The sequence below is a fragment of the Vibrio sp. SALL6 genome, from assembly GCF_002002385.1.
Classification (GTDB): domain Bacteria; phylum Pseudomonadota; class Gammaproteobacteria; order Enterobacterales; family Vibrionaceae; genus Vibrio; species Vibrio parahaemolyticus.
Window position 1 is genome coordinate 1 of record NZ_MQVK01000017.1, and the last position, 24,919, is coordinate 24,919.

The window sequence follows — 24,919 nt, forward strand, 5'->3', positions numbered from 1 at the left end:
CCCATGTGAGAGTAGGACATCGCCAGGCTTTAAATTTAGACTTAGGTCTAACCAGTGCGGAGCGGTAGTTCAGTTGGTTAGAATACCGGCCTGTCACGCCGGGGGTCGCGGGTTCGAGTCCCGTCCGCTCCGCCACTTATTTGAAAGCCCTGCTAGAAATAGCAGGGCTTTTGTCGTTTTAGGGGCTGTCTTTTCCCTTCCAAGAAAGACCATTCTCGATGATCTGCAGTTCCACGACTTCGCCATTTATACCAATCTGGAAAATTAACTGGTCAGGTCTATCCACCTTCTCGAGCACATTGGGTGACTATTTTGGATCAATCCAAAACCGATTCTATGCATCGCAGACTTTGGAGATGATGTCGTCGTAATACGTAAAAGATTGGTTGCCTCAACCAACGACATACTCGTTCGATAAGGTTTAGCTCTGGAGAATAGGGTGAAAGTTTGATGACACTGACATTTTAAAGTCATTGGCAATTTCTTCTGTATGTCATCCTGCACCATCCATAACAACGACGGCACGACATCCCTCCTCCGTGACTGCCAATATTTGTTTTAAGTGCTCTATCAGATGTCTTTATTAACCCAGGGACAATGATAGCCTCACTAATTCCTTTTCTGGGACAGACTGAACCGAACAGATAAGCATACACAAATTGTTATTGCTTCACGGCTCTTGGGCGAGTTGCTTTTCTGCCCATAAGCGTGTTGTCATGTTTTGTTGCCCAAATCTGGCTTCGTCCTGAAACCAGGCATCAACACACTCTATAGCTATATGTTCTGGGATCTTAAGGATCGTTTCGATTTTGATTTTTCAACCCTCCTGTGCTTGGCTTTTCTTGCCGTTCTTCAAGAAAACTTTGGACCAACTTATTGACACTGGTCCGGCTTACTTTGAGAAACTTGGCGATTTGTGTGCGTGAATCTCCGTCATTTGAAATGAGCAAGGGCCTTTTATCTGAATGGATTTTTGCTGACTTGCGAGCTTTTTAAAGTCGATATTAAGGATGGAATGATGGTGGTTTAGGTCGATAAATAGCGAACACATATAGAGCATTTTTTACTAATAGTTATAAGGCTTTTAGATAGGTGAGTTTTTAGCGATGTTATTGTGGTCAGAAAGGGGGAACTTATATTTAAGAAACTCTTTGTATTTTTAAGTGACCGGCTTGATAAAGCTTAAGATCTGGCAGGTTTTCGTAAGCTAGGGTGACTTGATTGCGTCCTGAGTGCTTTGAATAGTACATCGCTTTATCGGCCTCGATTAGAAGCTCTTTTGCGTTGGATTGTTGTGAATTCAACTCTGCTACACCAATACTAACAGTGGTCGTAATTTCAACGTCATCGACATGACAGATCGTTGCTTGTATAGCTTGGCGGATGCGTTCAGCTACTTCATGCGCTTGAATCGCATTCGTATCTGTTAAGATTACTGCGAACTCTTCTCCTCCCAATCGACCTATAAAGTCGCTGCCACGAATGACTCCTTGGCAAACGTGAGCAGTGCGAGTGATAACATGATCACCAGAAAAATGGCCAACTCTATCATTAATATCTTTGAAGTGATCAATATCGATCATCAAGCATGAAAGTGTTTTAGAACGTTTTGTATGTTGAATGATCGCATTATCTAAATTGGAGATAAACGCCCTACGGTTGAGAAGACCAGTAAGTGCATCAGTTTCTGATAATTGTTTAAGGCGTTGTTCTAACAAATGAGTCTTGGTGATATCACGTACAGACCAGATCACCAGTTTGTTTTCACTTTCAGGAGCGTTAACTGGTTTGATAATCGCCTCAAACCACATTTCTTCTGGATTTTCCAACGCTTCTAGCTCTTCTATAGGCAGGAGTAGGTGGTCATGCAGAGAAAGGTTGTATTTCACGACTTTCGTTTCGTTATCTTGCATAACGTCAAAAATAAACCCCATGAGTTCATCTGCTTTGGTTGGGGAAAGGACATCGCTAAGCTGTAAGCCAGTGTAGCGTTCTGCGTTGAACGTTTTGGAGTGGTGGGTACCACCAAAGCTTTCAATATAGCGCCCGCTTTCGTCTAGGATAAACACATGATCCGGTAGGGTGTTTAAAATGGCTTCTAACCATGTTTCCCTTTCTTTATAAATCATGTGGTTACTTTCCTTCTTCTCGGCAAGTAGCCGATTATATAGGTTTGTATTGATGACACAATCAATATGGATCACATAATGGTTTATCGATTCAGCTAATCTGTGTGTGTTAGCTTTTGAGCTGTTTGAGTGAAATTTTTATAGCACTTTGTTTCGTGCGGGTGTAGGCTCTTGCCTGTATATTTTTGAGACAAAAAATTCATGTTATATCTCTTGTTTAAAAACTTCGTAAGAAGGCTGAACTCCGTGCATAAAACGCGATGAAGTGTTGCTCGGAGTCATAAATTATCTTCATCAGATGTGGAAATACGTGCACAGCTAAGCTGGAAAATGCGTAGGTTGTATTACATCTGAGTAAAGACAAGAGACCGCCGGTGATATTTCATCACCGGCTTTTTTGTATCTGAAGTTTGAAATCAGATATGAAGTTACCCATAGTTAAAATAGGGGCCGGTATGTAAGTACCGGCCCTTTTTATTTGGTGAAAAACATGAGTGTGTTACACGTTAAAAATATGTCCTATCAGGTTGTTGATCATCACCTATATTGCCATTCCCACTTCACTATTCATGCTGGAGAGCATGTAGGAATCACCGGTGCAAACGGAGTAGGAAAAAGTACATTGTTAAAGTTGCTTGTTGGTGAAATTTCTGCCGATGAGGGAGATATTCATTGGCAGCCAAACTTAGAGATTGGCTATCTTGATCAACATCTTGTGGTAGATAAAACTCAGACGATTAGAGAATGTTTACAATCGGCATTTAATGAGTTGTTTGAAGCTGAACGTGAATTATTTTCTTTGTATCAAGAGATGGCTGAATCTGCATCGCCTTCTTTGCTTCGCCGAGTTGCTAAGTTACAAACGGAATTGGAAGCCCAAGGCTTTTACGCCTTACATGCCCAAATTGAAAGTGTATCCGCAGGGCTTGGTATACAGCAGTTGGGACTGGATACTCTAATGAGTGCGTTAAGTGGTGGGCAACGCCATAAGGTTTTATTAGCGCGCTTATTGTTGCGTGAACCAGACGTCTTACTGCTAGATGAGCCGACTAACTATCTTGATGCAACTCATATTGAGTGGTTGAAGAGTTATCTCAATGCTTATGTAGGAACCGTACTATTGGTGTCTCATGATGTGAGTTTCCTGAATGCGGTTACTACCTGCATCTGTGATATCGACTATCAAAAAATCCAGAAATACACCGGCTCATACCACAAAGCAATGGCGCAAAAGCGACACAACAATTCGCTGTTGGAAAAAGAGTACCACGCACAGCAAGCTGAGATTAAGAAACTGGAACAGTTTATTGCGAAAAATGGCGCAGGTGTGAATGCGAGCATTGCGAAGGGCCGTAAGAAACAATTGGATAAAATTGAAAGGATTCAGTTGCATAAAACAGATGCCGTGACTGAATTTGATTTTTCTTATGCGCCTATTGGACATCAAAGTGTTGTTAGTACCGAAGCGTTGAGCATTGGCTATCAAACGCCTTTACTGTCACCGATGGATATCACTATCGCGCGAGGAGACAAGTTGGTGATTGAGGGCTTCAATGGCGTAGGGAAGTCGACATTGCTTAAAACGCTAATGGGGGAGGTGCTTCCACTCTCTGGTGAAATGACGTTTGCACAAGGTCTTAAGATCGGCTACTTCGCTCAAGACCTATCTTGGCGTCATCCGGATCATACACCGGAGCAAGAGGTGTGTGCGGTCGATTCTTCAATCAATAGTAAATCGGCTCGTAAGCTGTTAGCACGCTTCGGGATAAAGGGTGATAAAGCACAACGTCGCTTAGAGGCGTTGAGTGGTGGGGAGCAAACTCGCGTTAAGCTTTGTTGTTTAGCAACACGAGGCTGCAATGTACTCATTCTCGATGAGCCAACTACGCATCTTGATACCAGCAGTAAAGATGCGTTGAAGCAGGCGTTACAACGTTTTGCGGGCAGTGTCATCTTGGTTTCACACGAGAAGGCATTTATCCAAGATTGGCCAGACAGAATCGTCGATATCGCGACCTTAGCGGAGCTTTCGTTGCAAGCGGAGGTTGAAGCATGATTCAGTCGATAGCGTTGTTCTTTATTGCATTTCTGGTAGGTGCTGACGAATTGCTGCTTGGCTCAATTTTAGAACCTATCGGAGGTGATCTTGGTGTTCCTCCGAGCCAGGTGACACTCTTTATTACGGCGTATAGTCTAGCGATTGCGTTTTGTGCGCCTTATTTAGGGCGCTGGTCGGATCGAGTAGGGCGTCTTCGCCTTATGCTGCCGGCTTGTTTCGTTTTTGGCATCTCCTCGATTCTGACTGGCTTGGTTAGCCAGTTTGAATGGGCTTTAGTCACTCGTGTTGTTACGGGCATTGCTAGCGCAGGAATGCTGCCAATCGCATTTGCGTTGGCTGGTGATGCAAAAGGTGGGCGCTCGATGCGGCAGATTGTGATGGTGCAAGCTGGATTGACATTAGGCATGATAACCAGCCCTGCTATCGGCGCACTGATCACTCAACTCTTATCATGGCGAGCTGCTTTTATCATTTTAGGGATGGCGGCACTTGCTGTTGGGGCCTTAGTTTGGGGATGCATGAGAGAGCCTCACGATCAGAACGAGCGGTTAATGACATTACCTCCCGTTATAGAGGCATTTCGCCTTCCTGGAGCGTTGGGTGCGATTGCGGCTATGTGCTTTGGCTTAGGTGGTGGTATTGGTGTGTTCAATCTCATTGGGCTCAATATGCGAGATGTCGCGGGACTGTCGATAAGTTGGATTGGCATGATGTACGCAGCTTTAGGAATCGTGAGTGTTCTTGGAAATCTACTCACGACTCGAGCTTCTCATCGCCTTGGAAGTGGCCGAGCTGTAATGCGTATTGCGCTTATGGTGTGCATGCCATGTAGCATCTGGGTATTTGCGTGTGGTGCGAGCCAATTCGTGGCCTATCTTCCCATCTTGGCAATTTGGTCGTTGGCAGGCGGTATAGGCTCTCCGGCTCTACAGGCTTATATAGCGAGCTTATCGGATGAATATCGAGGAGTTCTAATGTCATCTGCGATGAGCATGATGCACTTTGGCGTCGCAATTTGGTCTGCGCTTGCTGGATTTGCCTATGATGTAGGGAGTGAATGGGTCGCTGTATTGGCCGTACTACTCTTTGGCTTCGCTATCGCAGCATTGAAGCCCATTCAGGAAACGGAGCAACTCCAGCGCTATTCATAAAAGAGTGTGAATCGCGTGATGCGAAAGTGTCACGCGTGTTTCTTCACTAATATTTTTAGATCAGTAGATAAAGAAAAGCCGCTACCCGAAGGTAACGGCTTGTTCCAAATACTTTTGAAATCCGGTCTTAGTTCATGCCGTATTTCTTAAGTTTCTTGCGAAGAGTACCGCGGTTGATACCCATCATAGTTGCTGCGCGAGTTTGGTTACCGCGAGTGTACTGCATGATGGTATCTAGTAGTGGCTGTTCAACTTCAGCTAGAACTAATTCGTATAGTTCTGTTACTTCCTGGCCATTTAGTTGAGCAAGGTAGTTTTTAAGAGACGCTTTAACAGAGTCACGTAAAGGCTTTTGAGTAATCTGGTCTTGTGACGTTACTGTAGTTACTGTTAATGCTTCTGAAGTCAGATTTTGTTCGAACATATTCGGTCTAGCTCTTCTCTTAATTATGATGCAACGTTATCAAAATAACCTTCTAGCGCTTCAATTTGCAGCGGAGCTGCGTCGATAGCGTTGAAGGTACGGCGAAACTCACTCGCTTGTTCATGTTCTTTCAGATACCAACCTACGTGCTTACGCGCGATACGTGGACCTAAATACTCACCATAAAATTCATGAAGAGCATTCACATGACCAAGCATAATGGCTTTCACTTCCTGAGTGGGAAGCTCCTCCATTGTGGTGCCGTTTTCCAAATAGTGATGGATTTCCTGGAAAATCCAAGGACGACCCTGGGCAGGGCGTCCAATCATTAAAGCGTCCGCACCGGTGTACTCCAGTACAAATTTGGCTTTCTCCGGGCTATCGATATCACCGTTCGCGATAACCGGAATTGAAATCGCCTCTTTTACCGCTTTAATGCTGTCGTATTCGGCCTCACCTTTGTACATACACGCTTTTGTTCTGCCATGCAGGGCAAGAGCTTGTATGCCGCAGTCTTCGGCTAATTTAGCGATTTGGACACAGTTTTTGTTGTCTGTATCCCAGCCTGTTCGGGTCTTTAACGTTACAGGAACGTCTACCGCATTCACTACCGCTTTCAAAATCTCTTCGATAATGGTTGGGTATTGAAGCAGTGCAGAGCCCGCCAGCTTCTTATTCACTTTTTTTGCCGGGCAGCCCATGTTGATGTCGATGATTTGCGCACCGTTTTCAACACTGAATTGAGCTGCATCTGCCATAAGCTGTGGATCGGAACCGGCAATTTGTACAGAGCGAATGCCCGATTCGCCTTCATGTACCATGCGCTGTTTCGACTTCGACGTTTTCCATAGTTTTGGGTTGGCGGACATCATTTCACTGACGGCCATGCCCGCACCATAACGAAGACACAACTCGCGGAACGGTCTATCCGTTACACCAGCCATAGGGGCTACGATTAGATTGTTCTTAAGTTGGTAGTTTCCGATTTTCAAAACGTCATCACAGTTCTGTGCCAGCAAGGGCGCGCATTTTACGCATTTTTTCACTGCGTGAAAAGACTAATATTTGAGCATTTACAAATTGTTTTTGTAAATTGTATGAATTTCAAACAATTAGCCCTGAAAACCTTGTCTAGCCTTGCTTACGACCAGAGATGCGACACCATTCGCTTTGCTCAACGATAGGGTCAATGTGAAGCTCATCACGGTAATAGCTTGCAACATCTTCCGCTTGCGTGTCCAAAACACCAGACATTGCTAGGGCGCCATTTGGCTTAACTAGGCCTTTAATGATTGGTGCAAGTTCACGTAGTGGGCCAGCAAGAATGTTAGCAACAACCACGTCTGCAATCAGACCTTCTGGTTGGTTTTGAGGAAGGTATACTTCTAGTTTGTCGGCAACGCCGTTACGCTCTGCGTTGTCTTTTGATGCAAGTAGCGCTTGAGGATCAATGTCGATCCCGATAACTTTTTCTGCGCCCAGTTTGATCGCTGCGATCGCAAGAATGCCTGAGCCACAACCGAAGTCGATAACGGTTTTACCGCTTAAGTCCATGCTTTCTAGCCACTCAAGACAAAGCGCGGTTGTTGGGTGAGTACCAGTACCAAATGCAAGACCTGGATCCAGCATTACGTTGACAGCGTCTGGTTCTGGCACTTCACGCCAGCTTGGGCAAATCCATAGGCGCTCACCAAATTTCATTGGGTGGAAGTTTTCCATCCACTCGCGTTCCCAGTCTTTGTCTTCAAGCTGTTCAACTTTGTAAGCAAAATTTTCTGCTAGCATATTGCTTGCTTTGATTTGGTCGATGATGAAGTTGGTATCGGCTTCTGCATCGTACAGTGCCAGAATGTCAGTATCGCCCCATAAGCGAGTCTCGCCAGGTAGAGGTTCGAATACAGGTGTATCCTGCGCGTCTAAGAAAGTTACAGACAGCGCACCAGTCTCTTCCATTAGCATATCGCCGATTTGCTCGGCGTTTTCATTGGTCGCGTTGAGTTTGATTTGAATCCAAGGCATTTGTTTTTGCTCTTAAAGTGAATGAAGTGGCGCAGAGTTTACCAGAACTCTGCGATTTGTTTGAGTATAGACTTTATACAAAACAAAAATGCCCACAGATGTGGGCATTTATTTAGAGGTTCGCTGAGGCTTATTGTAGGCCTAGTTTCTTCTCTAAGTAGTGAATGTTCGCACCGCCGTGTTGGAAGTTTTCATCATTCATGATTGACACTTGCAGTGGCACGTTAGTTTTAATGCCTTCGATGATCATCTCACCCAGTGCATTTTTCATACGTGCAATCGCTACGTCACGGTTTTCACCGTAAGTGATCAGCTTACCGATCATTGAATCGTAGTGAGGTGGCACTGTGTAACCAGAGTAGATGTGCGATTCCCAACGAACACCCATGCCGCCTGGCGCGTGGAAGCGTTGAATCTTACCTGGAGACGGTAGGAAGCGCTCTGGGTCTTCTGCGTTGATACGACACTCAATCGCATGGCCACGGATCTTGATGTCATCTTGAGTGAATGACAGTGGTTGACCTGCTGCTACGCGAAGCTGTTCTTTGATTAGGTCGATACCGGTAACCATTTCTGTTACTGGGTGTTCTACCTGAATACGAGTGTTCATTTCAATGAAGTAGAATTCACCGTTCTCGTATAGGAATTCGAATGTACCTGCGCCGCGGTAACCGATTTCAACACATGCACGAGTACAACGTTCGCCGATGTACTTACGCATCTCTTCAGTGATGCCAGGAGCTGGAGCTTCTTCCACTACTTTTTGGTGACGACGCTGCATAGAACAGTCACGTTCACCTAGGTGGATTGCACCGCCTTGACCATCAGCAATAACTTGTACTTCAACGTGACGTGGGTTTTCTAGGAATTTCTCCATGTAAACTATGTCGTTGTTGAATGCTGCTTTTGCTTCTGCACGAGTCATAGCAATAGCTTGAACGAGGTCTTTTTCTGCACGAACTACGCGCATACCACGACCGCCGCCGCCGCCAGATGCTTTGATGATAACAGGGTAGCCGATACGCTTAGCGTGAGCTTTGTTCTTGTCTTCGTCGTTATCTAGTGGACCGTCTGAGCCAGGTACACATGGAACGCCCGCTTTTTTCATTGCGGTGATCGCTGATACTTTGTCGCCCATCATGCGGATAGTGTCCGCTTTTGGACCAACGAAGATGAAACCACTGCGCTCAACTTGCTCTGCGAAGTCAGCGTTTTCTGACAAGAAGCCGTAACCTGGGTGGATCGCTACCGCGCCAGTTACTTCTGCTGCAGAAATGATGCGTGGGATGTTTAGGTAGCTGTCGATACCACGAGCAGGGCCGATACACACGGTTTCATCTGCAAGTAGTACGTGCTTAAGATCGCGGTCAGCTGTTGAGTGAACAGCAACGGTCTTAATACCTAATTCTTTACAAGCGCGAAGAATACGAAGTGCAATTTCACCTCGGTTCGCGATGACTACTTTGTCTAGCATAAGGCAAGCCTCGCTTATTCGATTACAACTAGAGGTTGGTCGAATTCAACTGGTTGGCCGTCTTCAACTAGGATTGCAGTAACAACGCCAGATTTGTCCGCTTCGATTTGGTTCATCATCTTCATTGCTTCAACGATACATAGCGTGTCGCCAGCGTTAACTTTTTGGCCAACTTCTACGAATGATTTCGCATCAGGACTTGGAGAGCGGTAGAAAGTACCAACCATTGGAGAAAGAACTTGGTGACCTGCAGGTACCGCTGCTGCTGGAGCTTCAGCTGCTGGCGCGTCTGCTACAGGTGCTGCTACTGGCGCAGGTGCTGCTACTGGAGCTGCTGCGTAGTGAACTGGTGCAGGAGCTGCTGTGCCGTGACGACTGATGCGTACTGACTCTTCACCTTCAGAAATCTCTAGCTCAGCAATGCCAGACTCTTCAACTAACTCGATTAGCTTCTTGATTTTACGAATATCCATCTTTTCTTTCTCTTTTATCTTGTGATTAAGACAACCCCTGTGGGGTTGCAGAGTGTTAGGGTTACTTTGCCTGTAGCTTTTTAATCGCGGCAGACAGAGCGAATTCATAACCTTGTGCGCCTAAACCGCAGATCACGCCTTCTGCCTTATCAGACAGGTAAGAGTGATGACGAAACGGCTCACGTGCATGCACGTTCGATAGGTGCACCTCGATAAATGGGATGGCCACGCCAAGTAATGCATCTCGCAGTGCTACACTGGTGTGAGTGAAAGCAGCTGGATTGATGATGATGAAATCAATCTTGCCGTAAGCGGCATGAATGGCTTCAATCAGTTCGTACTCACGATTTGATTGTAGGTGTTCCAGTTCCACCCCTGCGTTGTGCGCTTGTTCAGTCAAAGCGTCCACAATTTGTGCTAGGGTGTTGTTACCATAGTGTGTCGGTTCACGCAGACCTAATAGGTTAAGATTTGGTCCGTTTAGAACAAGAATCCGTGACTTTGCAGACATTATGTTGCTATCTTCCCTTATCGTGAGTGGAACGTTTATATTCCCAAATATACGATAATTCAGCACGATTTTTTTGTTAAAACCGAGCAAATTTTAAAAAATCGACCAAGATTATAGCTAATTCATAGCAATTAGCAGCAATTTACTGGTCTAATCTCCCAATTGCCCGCTTCGTTTCTGTAACCAAGTTAACAAAAACAACATAATCACCATATCTATGTTGTGGTTAATTTGCGCCCAAAAGCAAAAAACCGCCATGCAAAGATGGCGGTTTTCGTTCACTGTTTAAAACAGGCTGGCGAGCTTATACCAGTTCTGCTTTTTCGGCGATGAGTTTGTCTACTACACTTGGATCGGCAAGCGTTGAAGTATCGCCTAGGTTGCTTGTATCACCTGTCGCAATCTTACGCAGAATACGACGCATGATCTTACCTGAACGAGTCTTTGGTAGAGAGTCTGTCCAGTGCAGTACGTCAGGCGTTGCAATTGGACCAATCTCTTTACGCACCCAATCTTTCACTTCTTTGTGCAGCTCTGCAGATGGGAACTCGCCATCGTTGAGCGTGATGTAGGCGTAGATCGCTTGGCCTTTGATGTCGTGTGGAATACCAACAATCGCGGCTTCGGCAATTTTGTGATGCGCGACTAGCGCAGATTCAATTTCAGCGGTGCCCATACGGTGTCCAGACACGTTCAGTACGTCATCGACGCGGCCAGTGATCCAGTAGTAGCCGTCTTCGTCGCGACGCGCGCCGTCACTGGTGAAGTACATACCCTTAAAGGTTGAGAAGTAGGTTTGTTCGAAACGTTCATGGTCGCCGTAAACCGTACGCATCTGACCTGGCCATGAATCAAGAATTACCAAGTTACCTTCAGCCACGGTGTCTTCAAGGATATTACCCATGTTATCAACCAGCGCAGGTTGTACGCCGAAGAATGGGCGAGTTGCTGAACCTGGTTTGAGATCTGTCGCGCCCGGAAGTGGAGCGATCAAGATGCCGCCGGTTTCCGTTTGCCACCAAGTGTCGACGATAGGTGAATTTTCGTTACCGATCGTTTTGTAGTACCACTCCCATGCCTCTGGGTTGATTGGTTCGCCCACTGAGCCCATGATGCGAAGGCTTGAGCGAGACGTGCCAGCAACCGCTTCGTTGCCTTTTGCCATCAGCGCACGAATAGCTGTTGGTGCGGTGTACAGAATGTTCACTTGATGCTTATCGACCACTTCGCTCATACGGCTTGTGTTCGGGTAGTTTGGTACACCTTCGAACAGGATTGTTTTCGCGCCGTTCGCAAGTGGTCCGTAGATAAGGTACGTGTGGCCAGTAATCCAGCCTACGTCTGCGGTACACCAGAAGGTTTCACCTGGTTGGTAATCGAAGACGTATTTAAACGTCATGGCCGCATAAACAAGGTAGCCACCTGTGGTGTGAAGTACGCCTTTTGGTTTGCCTGTCGAGCCAGATGTGTAAAGGATGAACAGTGGGTCTTCGGCTTTCATCTCTTCTGGTGGACAAACATCAGATACTTTTGCGGTTGCTTCGTGCCACCAAACGTCACGATGCTCATGCCAATCTACATTGCCGCCTGTGCGTTTTAGTACCACAACCTTGCTGATGGTTTTTACTTCTGGATTAGTGAGTGCTTCGTCCACGTTCTTTTTCAGCGGAACGGCACGTCCACCGCGCACACCTTCGTCTGCAGTGATCACAACTTTCGCGTCAGAGTCGATGATACGACCAGACAGTGCTTCTGGTGAGAAACCACCAAATACCACGGTATGCACCGCGCCGATGCGTGTACACGCTAGCATAGCGATAGCCGCTTCTGGCACCATTGGCATGTACAAACACACCACGTCGCCTTTGCGCACGCCTTGGTCTTTTAATGCATTAGAGAACTTGCACACTTCTTTGTGCAGTTCGTTGAAAGTCAGTGTTTTGTCGTCTGCTGGATCATCGCCTTCCCAGATGATCGCTACGTCGTCGCCGTGCTCTGCGAGATGACGGTCGATACAGTTTGCAGATACGTTCAGTGTGCCATCTTCAAACCAGCGAATGTCGACGTGGCCTGTGTCGAATGAGGTGCTTTTTACTTTGGTGAAAGGTTTGATCCAATCAACGATTTTGCCGTGCTCGTTCCAGAAGCCCTCTGGATCGGTGACCGACTGCTGATACATGGCTAGGTAGGTATCATTATCCGCGTGTGTATGAGTTTTAATATTTTCTTTTACCGGATAAACGTGGGCTTCGCTCATGGCTTCTCTCCTTGTGCCTTAATTCTCGGCCTTACACCAATCTACTTAAGATTCTGAATATGTATTTTTGTAGGGCTGTCTTTTGGTTCTTAAATACTCAGTCGTCCTAGAACGACGTTGTGCCTATAACTGTCAGTCACAGCGCGTATTTCCACAATTAGACTTTAGGATGAGACAGAGGGGTGTGCCGGAAAATGCTTGAAATAAAAGTAATTATGGGAGCTAGGTCAACAGGATTTATGTGTATGGCGCGGTGAGATTTGGCAGATCGCCCTTGGTGAGGCGCACAAAAACCAAGGCGGCAGAAATCGCATCTTGCAGTGCGTCGTGTTTATCTTGAATGGGCAGTTCCAGGTGCTTGCAAATCGCATCCAGACTTAAGTCGAAGTAGGCATTGGGTAAATGCCGTTCTAATTTGTCGTGATAAATCTGGCTGACTTCAATCAATGGGTTTGGCAGTGGGAAGCCGAGTTGCCTTTGGCAGGCAAGGTCGAGAATTTTTTTGTCATAGCGAATGTGATATCCGACTAAAGGACGGTTGCCGATGAACGCGAGCAGTTTCAGCAACGCTTCTTTCTCGCTGATACCATCAGCCAGATCTTGGTGGCGAATTTTATGAATTTTCACTGACCCAGAATCTAACGATTGGGGCGCACGTAAGCGTACTTCAAAAGGCTGACTGGTGAGGATGCGGTTGTCGATGATCTTGGTTGCCGCGATGGTTACCAACTCAGCACGGTTCGGATCAAGGCTGGTGGTCTCACAATCTAGAGACACAAACTCGGTTTTGTGTGGCGCACAAAACAGCGACTGATAAGGCGAGCCTTTCAGTTTGTAATGCCAATATTTGCGTTGTAACCAGTTCATCCTCTACGCCTCATTTTGACTTGTGTAAGCGCTTAATCGCGGATTTGATAGTGGAAGCCCAAGAACTGCTTAAACTTCTTCACCACATGCAAGCTATGACGCAGCAAGTCACGCTCGGTTCGGTCTAACTGTTTGATATCAATGTTGTTAAGTGTTTCTTGTTTACTCAATTGCTGATGAAGGCGAATCTTAAAGAACAGCTTCAACGCTTCGTTTAAGTTGTCTGCGGTCTCAGGTTCTAAGATGCGTTTTTTTCTTAGTGCTTCGATGCGTTCAAAGGTGTTTTTTTCTTCAATCGCATATTCCAGCGACAAGGTGCGAATACCATGCACGATAGGGAAGATGCCACCACGTTTGATATCCAAACCATCCTTGGCACTTTTTACGTTGCCAAACAAAGTAAGGGGCACGGAAAATTGCAAAGCAGGGCGCGTGAAATCCGACAAAACCAGCATGCGATCTTTCATGCTGTCTCTGAGGTGATTTGCTATTGGGGTGAGAAGCTCTCGATTCCCTGCTACTGCATGTGCGTCACTGAAAATCGCTAAGTCCATGATTGGTTCAGGCTCCGCCTTCGCAATCCAATGATCTAAGGTGTGGATCCACTCTTGCTGCGTTTTGACCCATTTCGGGTTGTTGACCATCACTTTGCCGGGGCAGAGTGGGTAACCAAGTTGCTGCAGAGTGTGGGTGAATGATTGCATCACTTGTTCGCAATGCGGCCATTCTAGCCCGTCTTCAATAATGAGCGCGTTGTCTTGGTCGGTCTTAAGAATTTGCTCGCCACGCCCTTCTGAGCCCAGCACGATCAAACAACAGTGGTCGTGCAAAGCGGGCGGCACCACCAGTTCAAAGGCTTTTTCGATAATTTGTTCGTTTACCGCAGAGATGAGCTCCATGATGAAGCGAGTGCGGATGCCGTTTCTCAGCAAGCTTTCTACCAGTTGACGTTGGCGGTTTGAGGCCAACGCCAGTTCTTCTACGCTGCTTGCTCGTGCAATGCTGAGTGTTAACACATGGGAGTGGGTCGAGAATGCGCTGAGAATCTGTGTCATGTCGAGCATGCCCACCGCGCGATTGCCTTCGCAGACCATCAAACGTTTCATGCGATTACGTGTCATGGTGATCATGGCGTTAAACAGAAAATCCCCGTCATCAACATGGTAGACAGGGAAAGTTGCGATCTCACCTACAGGTGTGTCCACGGCGCAATTATCCAACATAACCGAGTGCAGCATGTTGGTACGAGTCACGATGGCGTACGGGTGAGCTGACGGCCATTTTTCCAATCGCGGGTCATCGTCGTGGAGCTGAACCAATGCAGCATCGATGCCGTTATCTTTTAGAGTTCGAGTTACCTCGTTGATTGGCGTTTCTGGCGCGAGGATCATCGGCGGATGATAAATGCTGTTATCGACTTTGGTCAGAATGAATTCGGCCAAGTTTTGCTGTTGCTGCGCGGCTTCGATGAGTTCTTGTCGTTTGGATAAGTTGTTGTCGAAGTAAGCCGCGAACTGGCCATTCTCGTTATAAAGCTCGAGAAAAACGTCTTTTGGTAGCAAGTACGAAAGGGTGTCTTCCAGCGCGATGTATTGATGTCGAACGCATTCTTCAAACAGTGAACGCACATCAAACATGTCGTCATTGGCGTAGTGAGCGAACACTTCGGATTGGTCTTTAGAACGCTCTTCGACTGCGCCTTTGATCAATATGTGCAAGTGAGGGTTGGTCTGCCCGCTAGATAAAATGACATCTCGAGTTCGATAGTACGCCACATCTAAGGACGAGCGCAGCCGAGTTTGCTGAGCATCGGTCAGACGATCGAACGGGGGAGATTGCATATTAAATTTGTCAGGCATGGAGACACCTAAAATTGGGAGGAACACAGTATAAGTCTGACAAATTTCTTGCCGTAAGCCAGACGACTTTGGTCTAAACCGCTGGACATTGATGGGCGAATTTGGCGCATCAAAAGTCAGAATGACATCGAGGAAACGGTAAGTTGCCTATTCTTCCCTTTTTCTAATACGCATAGCGATCCATAATCCACGGTTCGAGCGATGGTGTTCCCGTTTTAGGATATTAGTAATGTTGAAACCTTCTCCGTATGGCTGGATTTCCCAGTACTTTCTCGGATTCTTTTTTGCGTATGGCGTTTACCTGCCATTTTGGTCGTTGTGGTTTAAAGAACAGGGCGTTTCTTCCACGGACATTGGTTTACTGGTTGGTTTAGGTTTAGCGACACGCTGCGTGGCTAACCTCGTCATTACCCCTCGTGTACACCGAGTTGAACATCTAATGCCAACGTTGCGTTGGTTGAGCTTTGCAGCCCTCATTTTTGTTGGTTTCCACTTTTTTACGGGCGGCAGTTTTTGGCTCATGGCATTGGCAACGGTGTTGTTTAACTTGTGTTGTGGTCCGGTAGTTCCGCTATCAGACGCGATGGCAAACTACTACGCTCGCTTGAAAATGTTGGATTACGGGCGCACGCGTTTGTGGGGGTCTATAGCCTTCATTGCGGGTTCAACGGTGGTGGGTTTCCTTGTCGCAGAATTTGGCTCGGATATGATTCTGTACACCGCGATGGTGGGGGTGTTCTTTTCATTGCTTTTCGCGATGCGCAGCATCAATCCAATGCCTGTCACTCGCGGTGACCAGCATGCTGAACGTCCGAAATTATCTGCACTGCTTACCGATAAATCAGTGGTGAAGTTCTTGGTTTTGGTATCGCTTATCCAAGGTAGCCATGCGGCGTACTACGGCTTTAGTGCCATTCACTGGAAAGCGGCGGGTCACTCAGAAGACGTGATCGGCTACTTGTGGAGTCTGGGCGTTGCGGCAGAAGTGGCTGTGTTTGCATTGAGTAAGCGTCTGTTTGCTGGTTGGGCGCTGCGCACGCTGTTTATTGTTGCAGCTTGTGGTGTGATGATGCGTTGGGGCATGACCGCTGCAACAACGTCTATCGTTGCGTTGGTTATCGTGCAACTTCTGCACGGTGTGACATTCGCGACAGCGCACATTGCGGCCATTCAATACATCCAAAACTCTGAAGAGCACAAAATGGTGGCGCTGCAAGCGCTATACAACGCGATCCCGCTTGGCGCATTTATCGCGCTGATGACGGTGCTCAGTGGTTGGGGTTACGAGCACTGGGGCGCGCTGGTGTTCTGGGGTATGGCGGCAATGGGCCTATTGGCGCTGTTCATCAAATTGGACCCTCAAGAGCCTAGCCACAACGTGGTGGATGTGTCTGAAAAGGCACTTGAAACACAGAATTAGACTTCTGTGACAAAGGTTAAAAACTAATCTTTGTCTCCATTGTGAAAGCAGTGTTAAATGAAACCTCTCCCTCAAGGAGAGGTTTTTTTATTTTCTGTAAGAAAAGCTAGAAAGGATATCGGATGCAAGGATGGCTGGTGGTTCCCGTTTCTTTGGCGTACTTGGGAGCCCTATTTATAATCGCGTGGTACGGAGACATACAGAAGCGCTGGCTCGCCCGTTGGCGACCGTGGATTTATAGCCTCTCGATTGCGGTGTACTGTACCTCGTGGACCTTCTACGGCACGGTCGGACAGGCGAGCAGCAATCCTTGGTCTTTCTTGCCCATCTATATCGCGCCGATTCTGGTGTTTACCATCGGATGGCGAGTTCTGGCTCGACTCATTCTGATCGCGAAGCGCGAACACATCACTTCCATCGCTGATTTTATTGGTGCCCGTTACGGAAAATCGCAAGGTTTGGCGGTGGTCGTCACATTGATTGCGGTGGCGGGGATCTTACCTTACATCGCCTTGCAGCTGCGTGGCATCACCATGGGGTTGGAGATCATCGCCCCGGAATTGGCGACCGATTTTGGTTATCAGAATGACAGCGTGTCTTGGTTTGTCGTGGTGGCACTGGCCATTTTTACCATGTTGTTTGGTACTCGCCATATTGATAACACCGAGCATCACCGTGGGATGATGATGGCGATAGCGTTCGAATCCATCATCAAATTGCTGGCGTTTTTGGTGGTGGGGATTTTCATTGTCTGGCTGGCGATGAGTACTGAAAACTTGAGCCTGATTGAAGTGGCTTCTGAAACCTACCAGTCGCCAAACATTCCAACCTTATTGATTCATACTGTGCTGACCATGTTGGCAATTGTCTGTTTGCCGCGCCAGTTTCACACCATGGTGGTGGAAAATGAACGTGCGCAAGACTTGCACGTTGCGCGTTGGTTGTTCCCGTTGTATCTGATTTTGATGGGCGTATTTGTGTTGCCAATCGCGTGGGTCGGGCAAGGGTTATTGAGCGGAACATCTGCCGATACTTACGTGATCAGTGTGCCGATGGCGGTGGGGGCAAGCGAGATTGCGTTACTGGCGTTTTTAGGCGGTACTTCGGCGGCGAGCGGTATGGTGATTGTTTCAACCATTGCGTTGGCGATCATGGTATCGAACGACTTAGTGATGCCGCTGATATTACGCCGAATGCGCTTGGCACAGCGCAACCATCACCACTTTTCTGAGCTTTTGCTGCGTATTCGCCGCGCTCTAATTCTGATTTTGTTGATTGGTGCATGGGGGTTTTATCAGGCCTTAGATAGTATCCACTCACTCTCTGCGATAGGTTTTCTCTCGTTTGCAGCCATTACCCAGTTTGCTCCTGCATTGATTGGCGGTATGTATTGGCGTCAGGGTAACAAGAAAGGCGTTTATGTTGGCCTCGCGGTCGGTTTTACGATTTGGTTGATTACCTTAATGAGCCAAACCGACATGTTGGCTGGTAATGCCAGCAACAACTTTTTGATTTGGTTAATAACGCCGCCAGAGGTGCTGTCGAGCTTCGACATTGCGATTTCGGATTGGGGCATGATCATGAGTGTGGTGGCGAACGCGGTGTGTTTTGTCGCGGTGTCTCTGGCGACGCGTCCAAGCCTAAGTGAGCGCTTACAGTCGGCGTCTTTTGTCGGAACACCGCTGCCTGAAAGCGAAAACATCAGCTTGTATCAAAGTCGTGTTACCGTGGCTGAGTTGGAAATGCTTGCCTCGCGCTTTGTTGGCCGCACTCGGGTGAAAGTGGCTTTCCAAGCCTATTGGAGCCAGCAGCGAGAGGAGTTGTTACCGAACCAACAAGCGCCGTCTTCGTTGATTCGTCACACTGAACGCGTATTGGCTGGGGTGTTTGGTGCATCTTCCGCTAAGTTAGTACTTACTTCTGCGTTGCAAGGCAGAAATATGCAGCTTGAAGAAGTCGCAACCATCGTTGATGAAGCTTCCGAGTTGTACGACTTTAGCCGCGGATTACTCCAAGGGGCGATTGAACATATCGGCCAAGGAATTGCGGTTGTCGACAAACAATTGCGGCTGGTGGCGTGGAACCAGCGTTACCTAGAGCTGTTTGTATTCCCACCCGGATTGATTCAAGTCGGCCGACCGATTGCTGATGTGATTCGCCACAATGCTGAGCAAGGTTTATGTGGCCCCGGCGATCCAGAAGACCACGTACGCCGCCGCGTGTATCACCTTGAGCAAGGCACGCGACATACCTCTTCCCGTGTGCGCCCTGATGGACGAGTGATTGAAGTGCAGGGCAACCCGATGCCCGGCGGTGGTTTTGTAATGAGCTTTACGGACATCACCGTATTCCGCGATGCCGAGCAAGCGCTGAAAGACGCCAATGAAACGTTAGAAGAACGAGTGCGCGCGCGCACCAGAGAGTTGGAGCAACTCAACAAGCAGTTGGTGGCAGCGACGCAGCGTTCGGATTTGGAATCGAAATCGAAATCGCGTTTTTTAGCGGCCGTGAGTCACGACTTGATGCAGCCGCTCAATGCCGCCCGTTTGTTTGCGTCTTCACTTTCTGAAGTAGCCAAAGACAGCGAAACCCGCAAGTTGTCGGCACACATCGAAAGTGCGTTAGGCGCGGCAGAAGATTTGATCGGAGATTTGCTGGATATTTCGCGTTTGGAATCGGGTAAGTTGGAAGTCAATGTGCATGGCTTCGCGGTCAACGATGTTCTGGCGAACCTCAATGCGGAATTCAGCGCATTGGCCAAACAACAGGGGATCGAGTTCACTATGATCCCATCTTCTCTAATGGTGAAATCGGACCCTAAATTGTTGCGCCGTGTGGTGCAGAATTTCCTCACCAATGCCTTTCGTTACAGCCCAAATGGTAAAGTCGCGCTGGGAGTGCGCCGAGTTCAAGGGCGTGTGCGCATTGATGTGTGGGATAACGGCATGGGCATCGAGGAAGAAAAACAGCAGGAAATTTTCGAAGAGTTTAATCGCGGAACGCAAGTACGCTCCGATCAAGGCTTGGGATTAGGCTTGGCGATTTCCAAAGGGATTGCGCAGGTGTTGGGGCACGAAATTTCAATGCGTTCGTGGTTTGGTAAAGGCAGCGTGTTCTCAATAACCTTGGATAAGGCTCATCACGTTCAGCCACACCCTGCGAAAGTCGAGACCAGTCCTCAATCTGAGTTGTGCCACTTGCGAATTTTGTGTGTCGATAATGAACCTGACATTTTGGTCGGAATGGAAAATCTGCTCTCTCGTTGGGGGTGTGACATACGGGTTGCGACGGATCTCGTCGAAAGCTTACAAGCGCTCGAAGGCGATTGGGTGCCAGACGTCATTTTCTCTGATTATCGATTGGATAACGGACGTACGGGGTTAGAAGTGTTGCAACAGTGTCGTTTGCGCCTGGGGAATCGTTTTGAAGGGGTGATCATCAGTGCTGACCGTACTGACGATATGATGGAAGGCATCAAAGCGAACGGTTTCAGCTTTATTGCCAAACCCGTTAAGCCACTCAAATTGCGCTCGGTGCTCAATCGAGTCGCGTAGCTTAGGTAAGTTGAACGCATGAGCCAGATAGTAAGAGACCTCCAATGAGAGGTCTCTTTATATTCTGCGGAAATTCAAAGTAAGTGCTTTACTCAGCCACGCCACCTTGAGTCAATTTGGCTGGATTAAGCAGCCTTTCAAGCGTTTCGCGGTCTAAATCCGTTTCCTCTTCGGCCACATCAATGATGGCTCGTCCTTGTTTGTAGGCTTTTTTCGCGACTTCTGCCGCTTTCAAATACCCGATCACCGGATTTAGTGCGGTGACTAAAATCGGATTCTTGACTAAAGCAATATCGAGGTTATCTTGTCGAACGTCAAAGGTCGCAATCGCCTTATCGGCAAGGGCGGTCGCACTGTTCGCAACGAGCTCAATGCTCTCCAAAATATTATGTGCAATCACGGGTAGCATAACATTCAACTGGAAGTTGCCAGACTGACCCGCGATGGTGATGGTTGCGTCGTTGCCAATCACTTGCGCTGACGCCATGGCTGCGGCTTCAGGAATAACCGGGTTTACTTTGCCCGGCATGATTGATGAACCCGGCTGTAAGCCTTGCAGTTCGATTTCACCCAAGCCAGCCAATGGGCCAGAGTTCATCCAGCGAAGATCGTTTGCGATCTTCATGATCGCAACTGCTGCTGTTTTGAGCTGTCCAGACAGTGCGACGATCGCATCCTGGCTGCTGAGGTTGAAGAAGAAATTGTCGCTTGAAGTAAAGGTGACTCGAGTGGACTGAGTGAGGTTGTCTGCAAACAGAGAGGCAAAACGCGGATCGGCGTTGATCCCTGTGCCAACGGCAGTGCCGCCTTGAGCAAGGGCTTTCACCATCGGCAGTGTTTGTTCAATGGCTTGTTTAGCGTGTTCAATCTGGAATTGCCAGCCGCCCAGCTCTTGCGCGAAAGTGATTGGCATGGCGTCCATTAAATGAGTTCGGCCTGTTTTTACCACACCTTGCAAAGCTTGCTTCTTGGTTTCTAGGCTTTGGCTAAGATGAGCCAGTGCAGGCAACAACTTGTGTTCAATAGCAAGTGCTGAGCTGACTTGAATCGCCGTCGGCACCACATCGTTGCTGCTTTGACCCATGTTAACGTGGTCATTCGGGTTGACGTTGCCGCCAAGCAATTCAGACGCGAGCGTGGCAATCACTTCATTAGCGTTCATGTTGGAGCTTGTCCCAGAACCGGTTTGGAACAGGTCTATCGGGAACTGATCGAGATGCTGGCCATCAATAATGGCTTGCGCGGCGTCTGCAATCGCATTGGCAATATCACCTTCCAGTAACCCTAGTTGTGCGTTGGTCAGTGCTGCCGTCTGTTTGATGTGGGCTAAAGCTTGGATGAAACCGCTTGGCATGGTGTGCTGGCTGAATGCGAAGTTATCGATAGCGCGCTGAGTTTGCGCTTGATACAAGGCATTCGCCGGGACTTTTACTTCGCCCATGCTGTCGGTTTCAATACGAAATTCGGTGGTCATAGTAGGGTTCCTTTCGTTTAATCAAGAGAAGTCTGAATGAGGCGTAATTGTTGTTGTAATTGGAGAAACTTTACGTCGCCATGTTCAAACTGATAGTAGTAACGTTTGAGGCAGAATAAGGGCGTGTGAACCGAATCAAGGCAGACTCGGCGAAATGTACGAGTGCGAGTTGGGTCTTGAATCGCTTCGAGAAGGTGGAAATACACTTGGCGTAAAAACAGTTCGCACAAGAGTAAGTTTTCGTCTTCTGCTTCATGCTCATAGCTGGATGACAACACCATACCCCAATGAATATAGTCATGAATGACGTCGGGCTCAAAGCCACTGGGCGCGGCAAGTTGGAAGCGATCTTGCGCTTTGAAGAAGGTGTTGAATATGTCCTTTCTGCGTTTCATATCTGCCTCAATAAATTAGATAATGATAATTATTATCAATTAAGAATAAATTAGCAACCCTCTATTTTCAGCAAGGCTAGATATAAAAAAGCCGACGCAGTCGCATCGGCAGAAATGGTTGGGTTTTCATCCCGCAGCAAAGTTTATCCGTTGTTTAGAAGGATAAGCAGCGTAATGTTACTCAGTAAACAAGGTTTCGTATTTCACAAATGCTGTTTGTGTTTCGCCGTAGTAAAGCGTGCCTTCGGCTTGGATAACGACTCGCAACCAGCTCTCTGCGGAGGTTGGCTTTGGCAGAGTGATGTACCAGTTTTGGCCAGCTTGATCGGCGCGTGTCATATCAATCGGTTGAGCGTTCTGTTGTTGGTCATCGACTACGGACAGCTTGACGCCTTCCAGCGGATAGGCAGCGTTGAGAGACAGTTCTAGGCTATCTTTTGTCAGTTTTTCAGAACGGAACTTAACTTTAAAATCGCCATTTTCCATGTCACATAGGCCACTGGTGTAACGACAGTTGGACTTACTCGCGAGCTTGTAAGTTTCCCCTTCTTTAGCGGCATGAGGCTTTTCGCTCAGTGCCATATCAGTACCAAAGTAGGCAATGATAGAAAGGATGGGCGCGATTAACAGGGCGAGAATAAAGTGCTTGTTTTTTAACATCTTGGCTTCCTTGCAACGACATACTGCGAATATGGTAACTGAAAAGTGAGAATAAAAAAGCCCCGGACGGCAGGTTCCAAACGGGGCTTTTGTGGTTTTGGTTATATTTTAGTGATCCACTGCGCTACCAGCACCTACCGGTACGCGAACGTGTTCGACTAGGTCTTTCACTTCTTGTGGCGTTTCTGCTGTTACTTTCGATACAGCGAACGCGACGATGAAGTTGAATAAGGCACCAATCGCACCAAATGCGTTTGGCTCAATGCCTAGGAACCAGTTGCTGCCCCAGCTTTCTAGGTAAGTCCAATCTGCGATGAATAGGATACCTTTGTGTTGGAACACGTAGAACAAAGTAATACTGATACCGGCAATCATACCCGCGATAGCACCTTCTTTGTTGATGTTCTTACTGAAGATACCCATCATCAGAGCCGGGAAGATGGAGGACGCCGCCAGACCGAAGGCCAGTGCTACCGTACCTGCCGCGAAGCCCGGTGGATGCAGACCCAAGTAACCTGCGACTGCAATGGCCACCGCCATCGAGATTCGACTCGCGAGCAGCTCTTTCTTCTCTGAGATATTCGGGTTAATTACCCCTTTGATTAAGTCATGGGAAATCGCGGACGAAATCGCCAGCAATAGACCCGCTGCGGTTGATAGTGCCGCCGCTAGACCACCCGCTGCGACCAGTGCGATAACCCAGTTAGGTAGTTTCGCGATCTCAGGGTTAGCCAGTACCATGATGTCGTTATCAACTTTCAGTTCGTTAGTTGCAGCATCTGATGTGTAGTTGATGTTGCCATCACCGTTCTTATCATCAAAGCCTAGCAGACCCGTTTTCTCCCAGTTTTTGAACCAAGTAGGACGTTCGTCATAAGCCAAGTGTTGGCCCGGCGCTGGGTTAACGGTATCCATTAGGTTTAGACGTGCCATTGCTGATACTGCTGGAGCCGTTGTGTATAGGATAGCGATGAACACAAGTGCCCAACCTGCAGAGGTACGTGCATCACGCACCTTCGGTACAGTGAAGAAACGGATGATTACGTGTGGCAGACCCGCAGTACCGATCATCAGTGACATGGTGTAAACGAACATGTTTAGCGTGTCACCGCGGACTTGAGTGGTGTATTCACTAAAGCCGAGCTCCGTCACCACTTGGTCGAGCCGATCCAACAGATAGACATCGGTGCCGGCCATGGTACTGCCGAGCCCTATTTGTGGAATTGGATTGCCGGTAAGCTGCAGAGAGATAAAGATTGCAGGAATAGTGTAAGCCAAAATGAGTACGCAATACTGAGCAATCTGCGTGTAAGTGATGCCTTTCATGCCACCAAGAACGGCGTACATAAATACAATACACATACCAATCAGTAGACCGGTTGAGTAATCCACCTCAAGGAAGCGACCAAACGCAACGCCAACGCCTTTCATCTGACCGATAACATAAGTGACCGACGCGATGATCAGACACACTACGGCTACGATACGCGCTGTCTTGGAGTAGAAACGCTCGCCGACAAACTCAGGCACGGTAAATTTACCGAACTTACGTAGGTAAGGGGCAAGCAACAGTGCAAGCAGCACGTAACCACCAGTCCAGCCCATTAGGAATACGCTGCCGCCGTAACCCATAAAGGCAATCAGACCCGCCATCGAGATAAACGATGCCGCAGACATCCAGTCTGCTGCGGTTGCCATGCCGTTAGCGATAGGGTTTACACCACCGCCCGCGACGTAGAACTCTTTGGTTGATCCAGCGCGTGCCCAAATCGCAATACCGATGTAGAGGACAAACGTCGCACCAACAACCAGATAAGTGATAGTTTTCAAATCCATCTGAGTGACTCCTTACTCATCCACGCCGAATTCACGGTCGATTTGGCGCATTCTCCACGCGTAGTAGAAAATAATACCTAGGAAGGCATAGATGGAGCCCTGCTGAGCAAACCAGAAACCAAGTTTGTATCCACCTAATTGAAATTGATTAAGTACGTCGACAAATAAAATGCCGCAGCCGAAAGACACGACGAACCAGATGACCATTAGACCGATCATGAGCTTCACGTTTTTGTCCCAATAGGCTTTGGCTCTTTCTTCGCTTTCAAATGCCATTGCCATCTCCTTACGATTGGTATTGTTGTTAAAAAAATGTTTCACAATGTACATTAGCAAGGTGTTGGCAATAACTCTTTT

19 protein-coding genes and 1 tRNA gene are annotated in these 24,919 nt (G+C 47.7%); 5 read left to right on the forward strand and 15 right to left on the reverse strand.

The genetic code is table 11. From position 1 onward, the window contains the following. Nucleotides 1-58: 58 nt before the first annotated feature. A tRNA-Asp gene (locus tag BIW15_RS09680) sits at nucleotides 59-135 on the forward strand. 1,004 nt (nucleotides 136-1,139) lie between these two features. On the opposite strand, the gene BIW15_RS09690 is transcribed toward BIW15_RS09680, so the two are convergent. Beyond that, nucleotides 1,140-2,129, reverse strand: coding sequence for a sensor domain-containing diguanylate cyclase (locus tag BIW15_RS09690; protein ID WP_077280918.1), 990 nt, complete (start codon nucleotides 2,127-2,129; stop codon nucleotides 1,140-1,142). 490 nt (nucleotides 2,130-2,619) lie between these two features. Between BIW15_RS09690 and BIW15_RS09695 the strand changes: the two genes are divergently transcribed. After that, nucleotides 2,620-4,185: an ABC-F family ATP-binding cassette domain-containing protein gene (locus tag BIW15_RS09695; protein WP_077280919.1), complete on the forward strand. Its 1,566-nt coding sequence runs from the start codon at nucleotides 2,620-2,622 to the stop codon at nucleotides 4,183-4,185. After that, nucleotides 4,182-5,339, forward strand: a complete 1,158-nt coding sequence (locus tag BIW15_RS09700) for an MFS transporter (protein WP_025508906.1) — start codon at nucleotides 4,182-4,184, stop codon at nucleotides 5,337-5,339. The genes BIW15_RS09695 and BIW15_RS09700 overlap by 4 nt, the downstream gene beginning before the upstream one ends. A 127-nt stretch (nucleotides 5,340-5,466) precedes the next feature. Here the strand turns inward: BIW15_RS09700 and fis are convergent, their stop codons facing one another. The 9 genes from fis to BIW15_RS09745 form a co-directional block, all read right to left on the reverse strand. After that, on the reverse strand, nucleotides 5,467-5,763 hold the full coding sequence (fis, locus tag BIW15_RS09705; RefSeq protein ID WP_000462885.1) for a DNA-binding transcriptional regulator Fis: 297 nt from the start codon (nucleotides 5,761-5,763) through the stop codon (nucleotides 5,467-5,469). Nucleotides 5,764-5,786: 23 nt separating this feature from the next. Next, entirely contained in the window at nucleotides 5,787-6,755 is a 969-nt protein-coding gene (gene dusB, locus BIW15_RS09710) for a tRNA dihydrouridine synthase DusB (RefSeq protein WP_031809353.1), read from the reverse strand. A 139-nt stretch (nucleotides 6,756-6,894) separates the two neighbouring features. Then, nucleotides 6,895-7,782 (reverse strand): 50S ribosomal protein L11 methyltransferase, encoded by an 888-nt coding sequence (gene prmA / locus BIW15_RS09715; RefSeq protein WP_005459549.1) that lies wholly within the window; start codon nucleotides 7,780-7,782, stop codon nucleotides 6,895-6,897. 130 nt (nucleotides 7,783-7,912) lie between these two features. Then, nucleotides 7,913-9,256, reverse strand: coding sequence for an acetyl-CoA carboxylase biotin carboxylase subunit (gene accC, locus BIW15_RS09720; RefSeq protein WP_005459551.1), 1,344 nt, complete (start codon nucleotides 9,254-9,256; stop codon nucleotides 7,913-7,915). 14 nt (nucleotides 9,257-9,270) lie between these two features. Beyond that, complete coding sequence (gene accB / locus BIW15_RS09725; protein ID WP_005459553.1) at nucleotides 9,271-9,729, reverse strand: acetyl-CoA carboxylase biotin carboxyl carrier protein; 459 nt, start codon at nucleotides 9,727-9,729, stop codon at nucleotides 9,271-9,273. Nucleotides 9,730-9,790: 61 nt separating this feature from the next. Continuing rightward, the gene (gene aroQ, locus BIW15_RS09730; RefSeq protein WP_017449381.1) at nucleotides 9,791-10,240 is read right to left on the reverse strand and encodes a type II 3-dehydroquinate dehydratase; all 450 of its coding nucleotides are present in this window, start codon (nucleotides 10,238-10,240) and stop codon (nucleotides 9,791-9,793) included. Between the two features lie 304 nt (nucleotides 10,241-10,544). Continuing rightward, entirely contained in the window at nucleotides 10,545-12,497 is a 1,953-nt protein-coding gene (gene acs / locus BIW15_RS09735) for an acetate--CoA ligase (RefSeq protein WP_005458005.1), read from the reverse strand. Nucleotides 12,498-12,734: 237 nt separating this feature from the next. Beyond that, the gene (locus BIW15_RS09740) at nucleotides 12,735-13,364 is read right to left on the reverse strand and encodes a 3'-5' exonuclease (protein ID WP_005478580.1); all 630 of its coding nucleotides are present in this window, start codon (nucleotides 13,362-13,364) and stop codon (nucleotides 12,735-12,737) included. A gap of 32 nt (nucleotides 13,365-13,396) precedes the next feature. Next, the gene (locus BIW15_RS09745) at nucleotides 13,397-15,223 is read right to left on the reverse strand and encodes a DUF294 nucleotidyltransferase-like domain-containing protein (RefSeq protein WP_025442337.1); all 1,827 of its coding nucleotides are present in this window, start codon (nucleotides 15,221-15,223) and stop codon (nucleotides 13,397-13,399) included. A gap of 229 nt (nucleotides 15,224-15,452) precedes the next feature. Between BIW15_RS09745 and BIW15_RS09750 the strand changes: the two genes are divergently transcribed. Together BIW15_RS09750 and BIW15_RS09755 are read left to right on the forward strand one after the other, a co-directional pair. Continuing rightward, entirely contained in the window at nucleotides 15,453-16,643 is a 1,191-nt protein-coding gene (locus BIW15_RS09750; RefSeq protein ID WP_005458010.1) for a 3-phenylpropionate MFS transporter, read from the forward strand. A gap of 122 nt (nucleotides 16,644-16,765) precedes the next feature. Further along, nucleotides 16,766-20,197 (forward strand): PAS domain-containing hybrid sensor histidine kinase/response regulator, encoded by a 3,432-nt coding sequence (locus BIW15_RS09755; RefSeq protein ID WP_025517136.1) that lies wholly within the window; start codon nucleotides 16,766-16,768, stop codon nucleotides 20,195-20,197. A gap of 88 nt (nucleotides 20,198-20,285) precedes the next feature. On the opposite strand, the gene BIW15_RS09760 is transcribed toward BIW15_RS09755, so the two are convergent. From BIW15_RS09760 to BIW15_RS09780, 5 genes are all read right to left on the reverse strand, one after another. Beyond that, complete coding sequence (locus BIW15_RS09760; protein WP_077280920.1) at nucleotides 20,286-21,671, reverse strand: lyase family protein; 1,386 nt, start codon at nucleotides 21,669-21,671, stop codon at nucleotides 20,286-20,288. A gap of 17 nt (nucleotides 21,672-21,688) precedes the next feature. Further along, nucleotides 21,689-22,066, reverse strand: coding sequence for a hypothetical protein (locus BIW15_RS09765; RefSeq protein ID WP_077280921.1), 378 nt, complete (start codon nucleotides 22,064-22,066; stop codon nucleotides 21,689-21,691). Nucleotides 22,067-22,243: 177 nt separating this feature from the next. Then, entirely contained in the window at nucleotides 22,244-22,726 is a 483-nt protein-coding gene (locus tag BIW15_RS09770) for a hypothetical protein (RefSeq protein ID WP_069550718.1), read from the reverse strand. A 108-nt stretch (nucleotides 22,727-22,834) separates the two neighbouring features. Further along, complete coding sequence (locus BIW15_RS09775; RefSeq protein WP_005458020.1) at nucleotides 22,835-24,562, reverse strand: sodium:solute symporter family protein; 1,728 nt, start codon at nucleotides 24,560-24,562, stop codon at nucleotides 22,835-22,837. 12 nt (nucleotides 24,563-24,574) lie between these two features. Next, nucleotides 24,575-24,838: a DUF4212 domain-containing protein gene (locus tag BIW15_RS09780; RefSeq protein ID WP_005458022.1), complete on the reverse strand. Its 264-nt coding sequence runs from the start codon at nucleotides 24,836-24,838 to the stop codon at nucleotides 24,575-24,577. Between the last annotated feature and the right edge of the window lie 81 nt (nucleotides 24,839-24,919).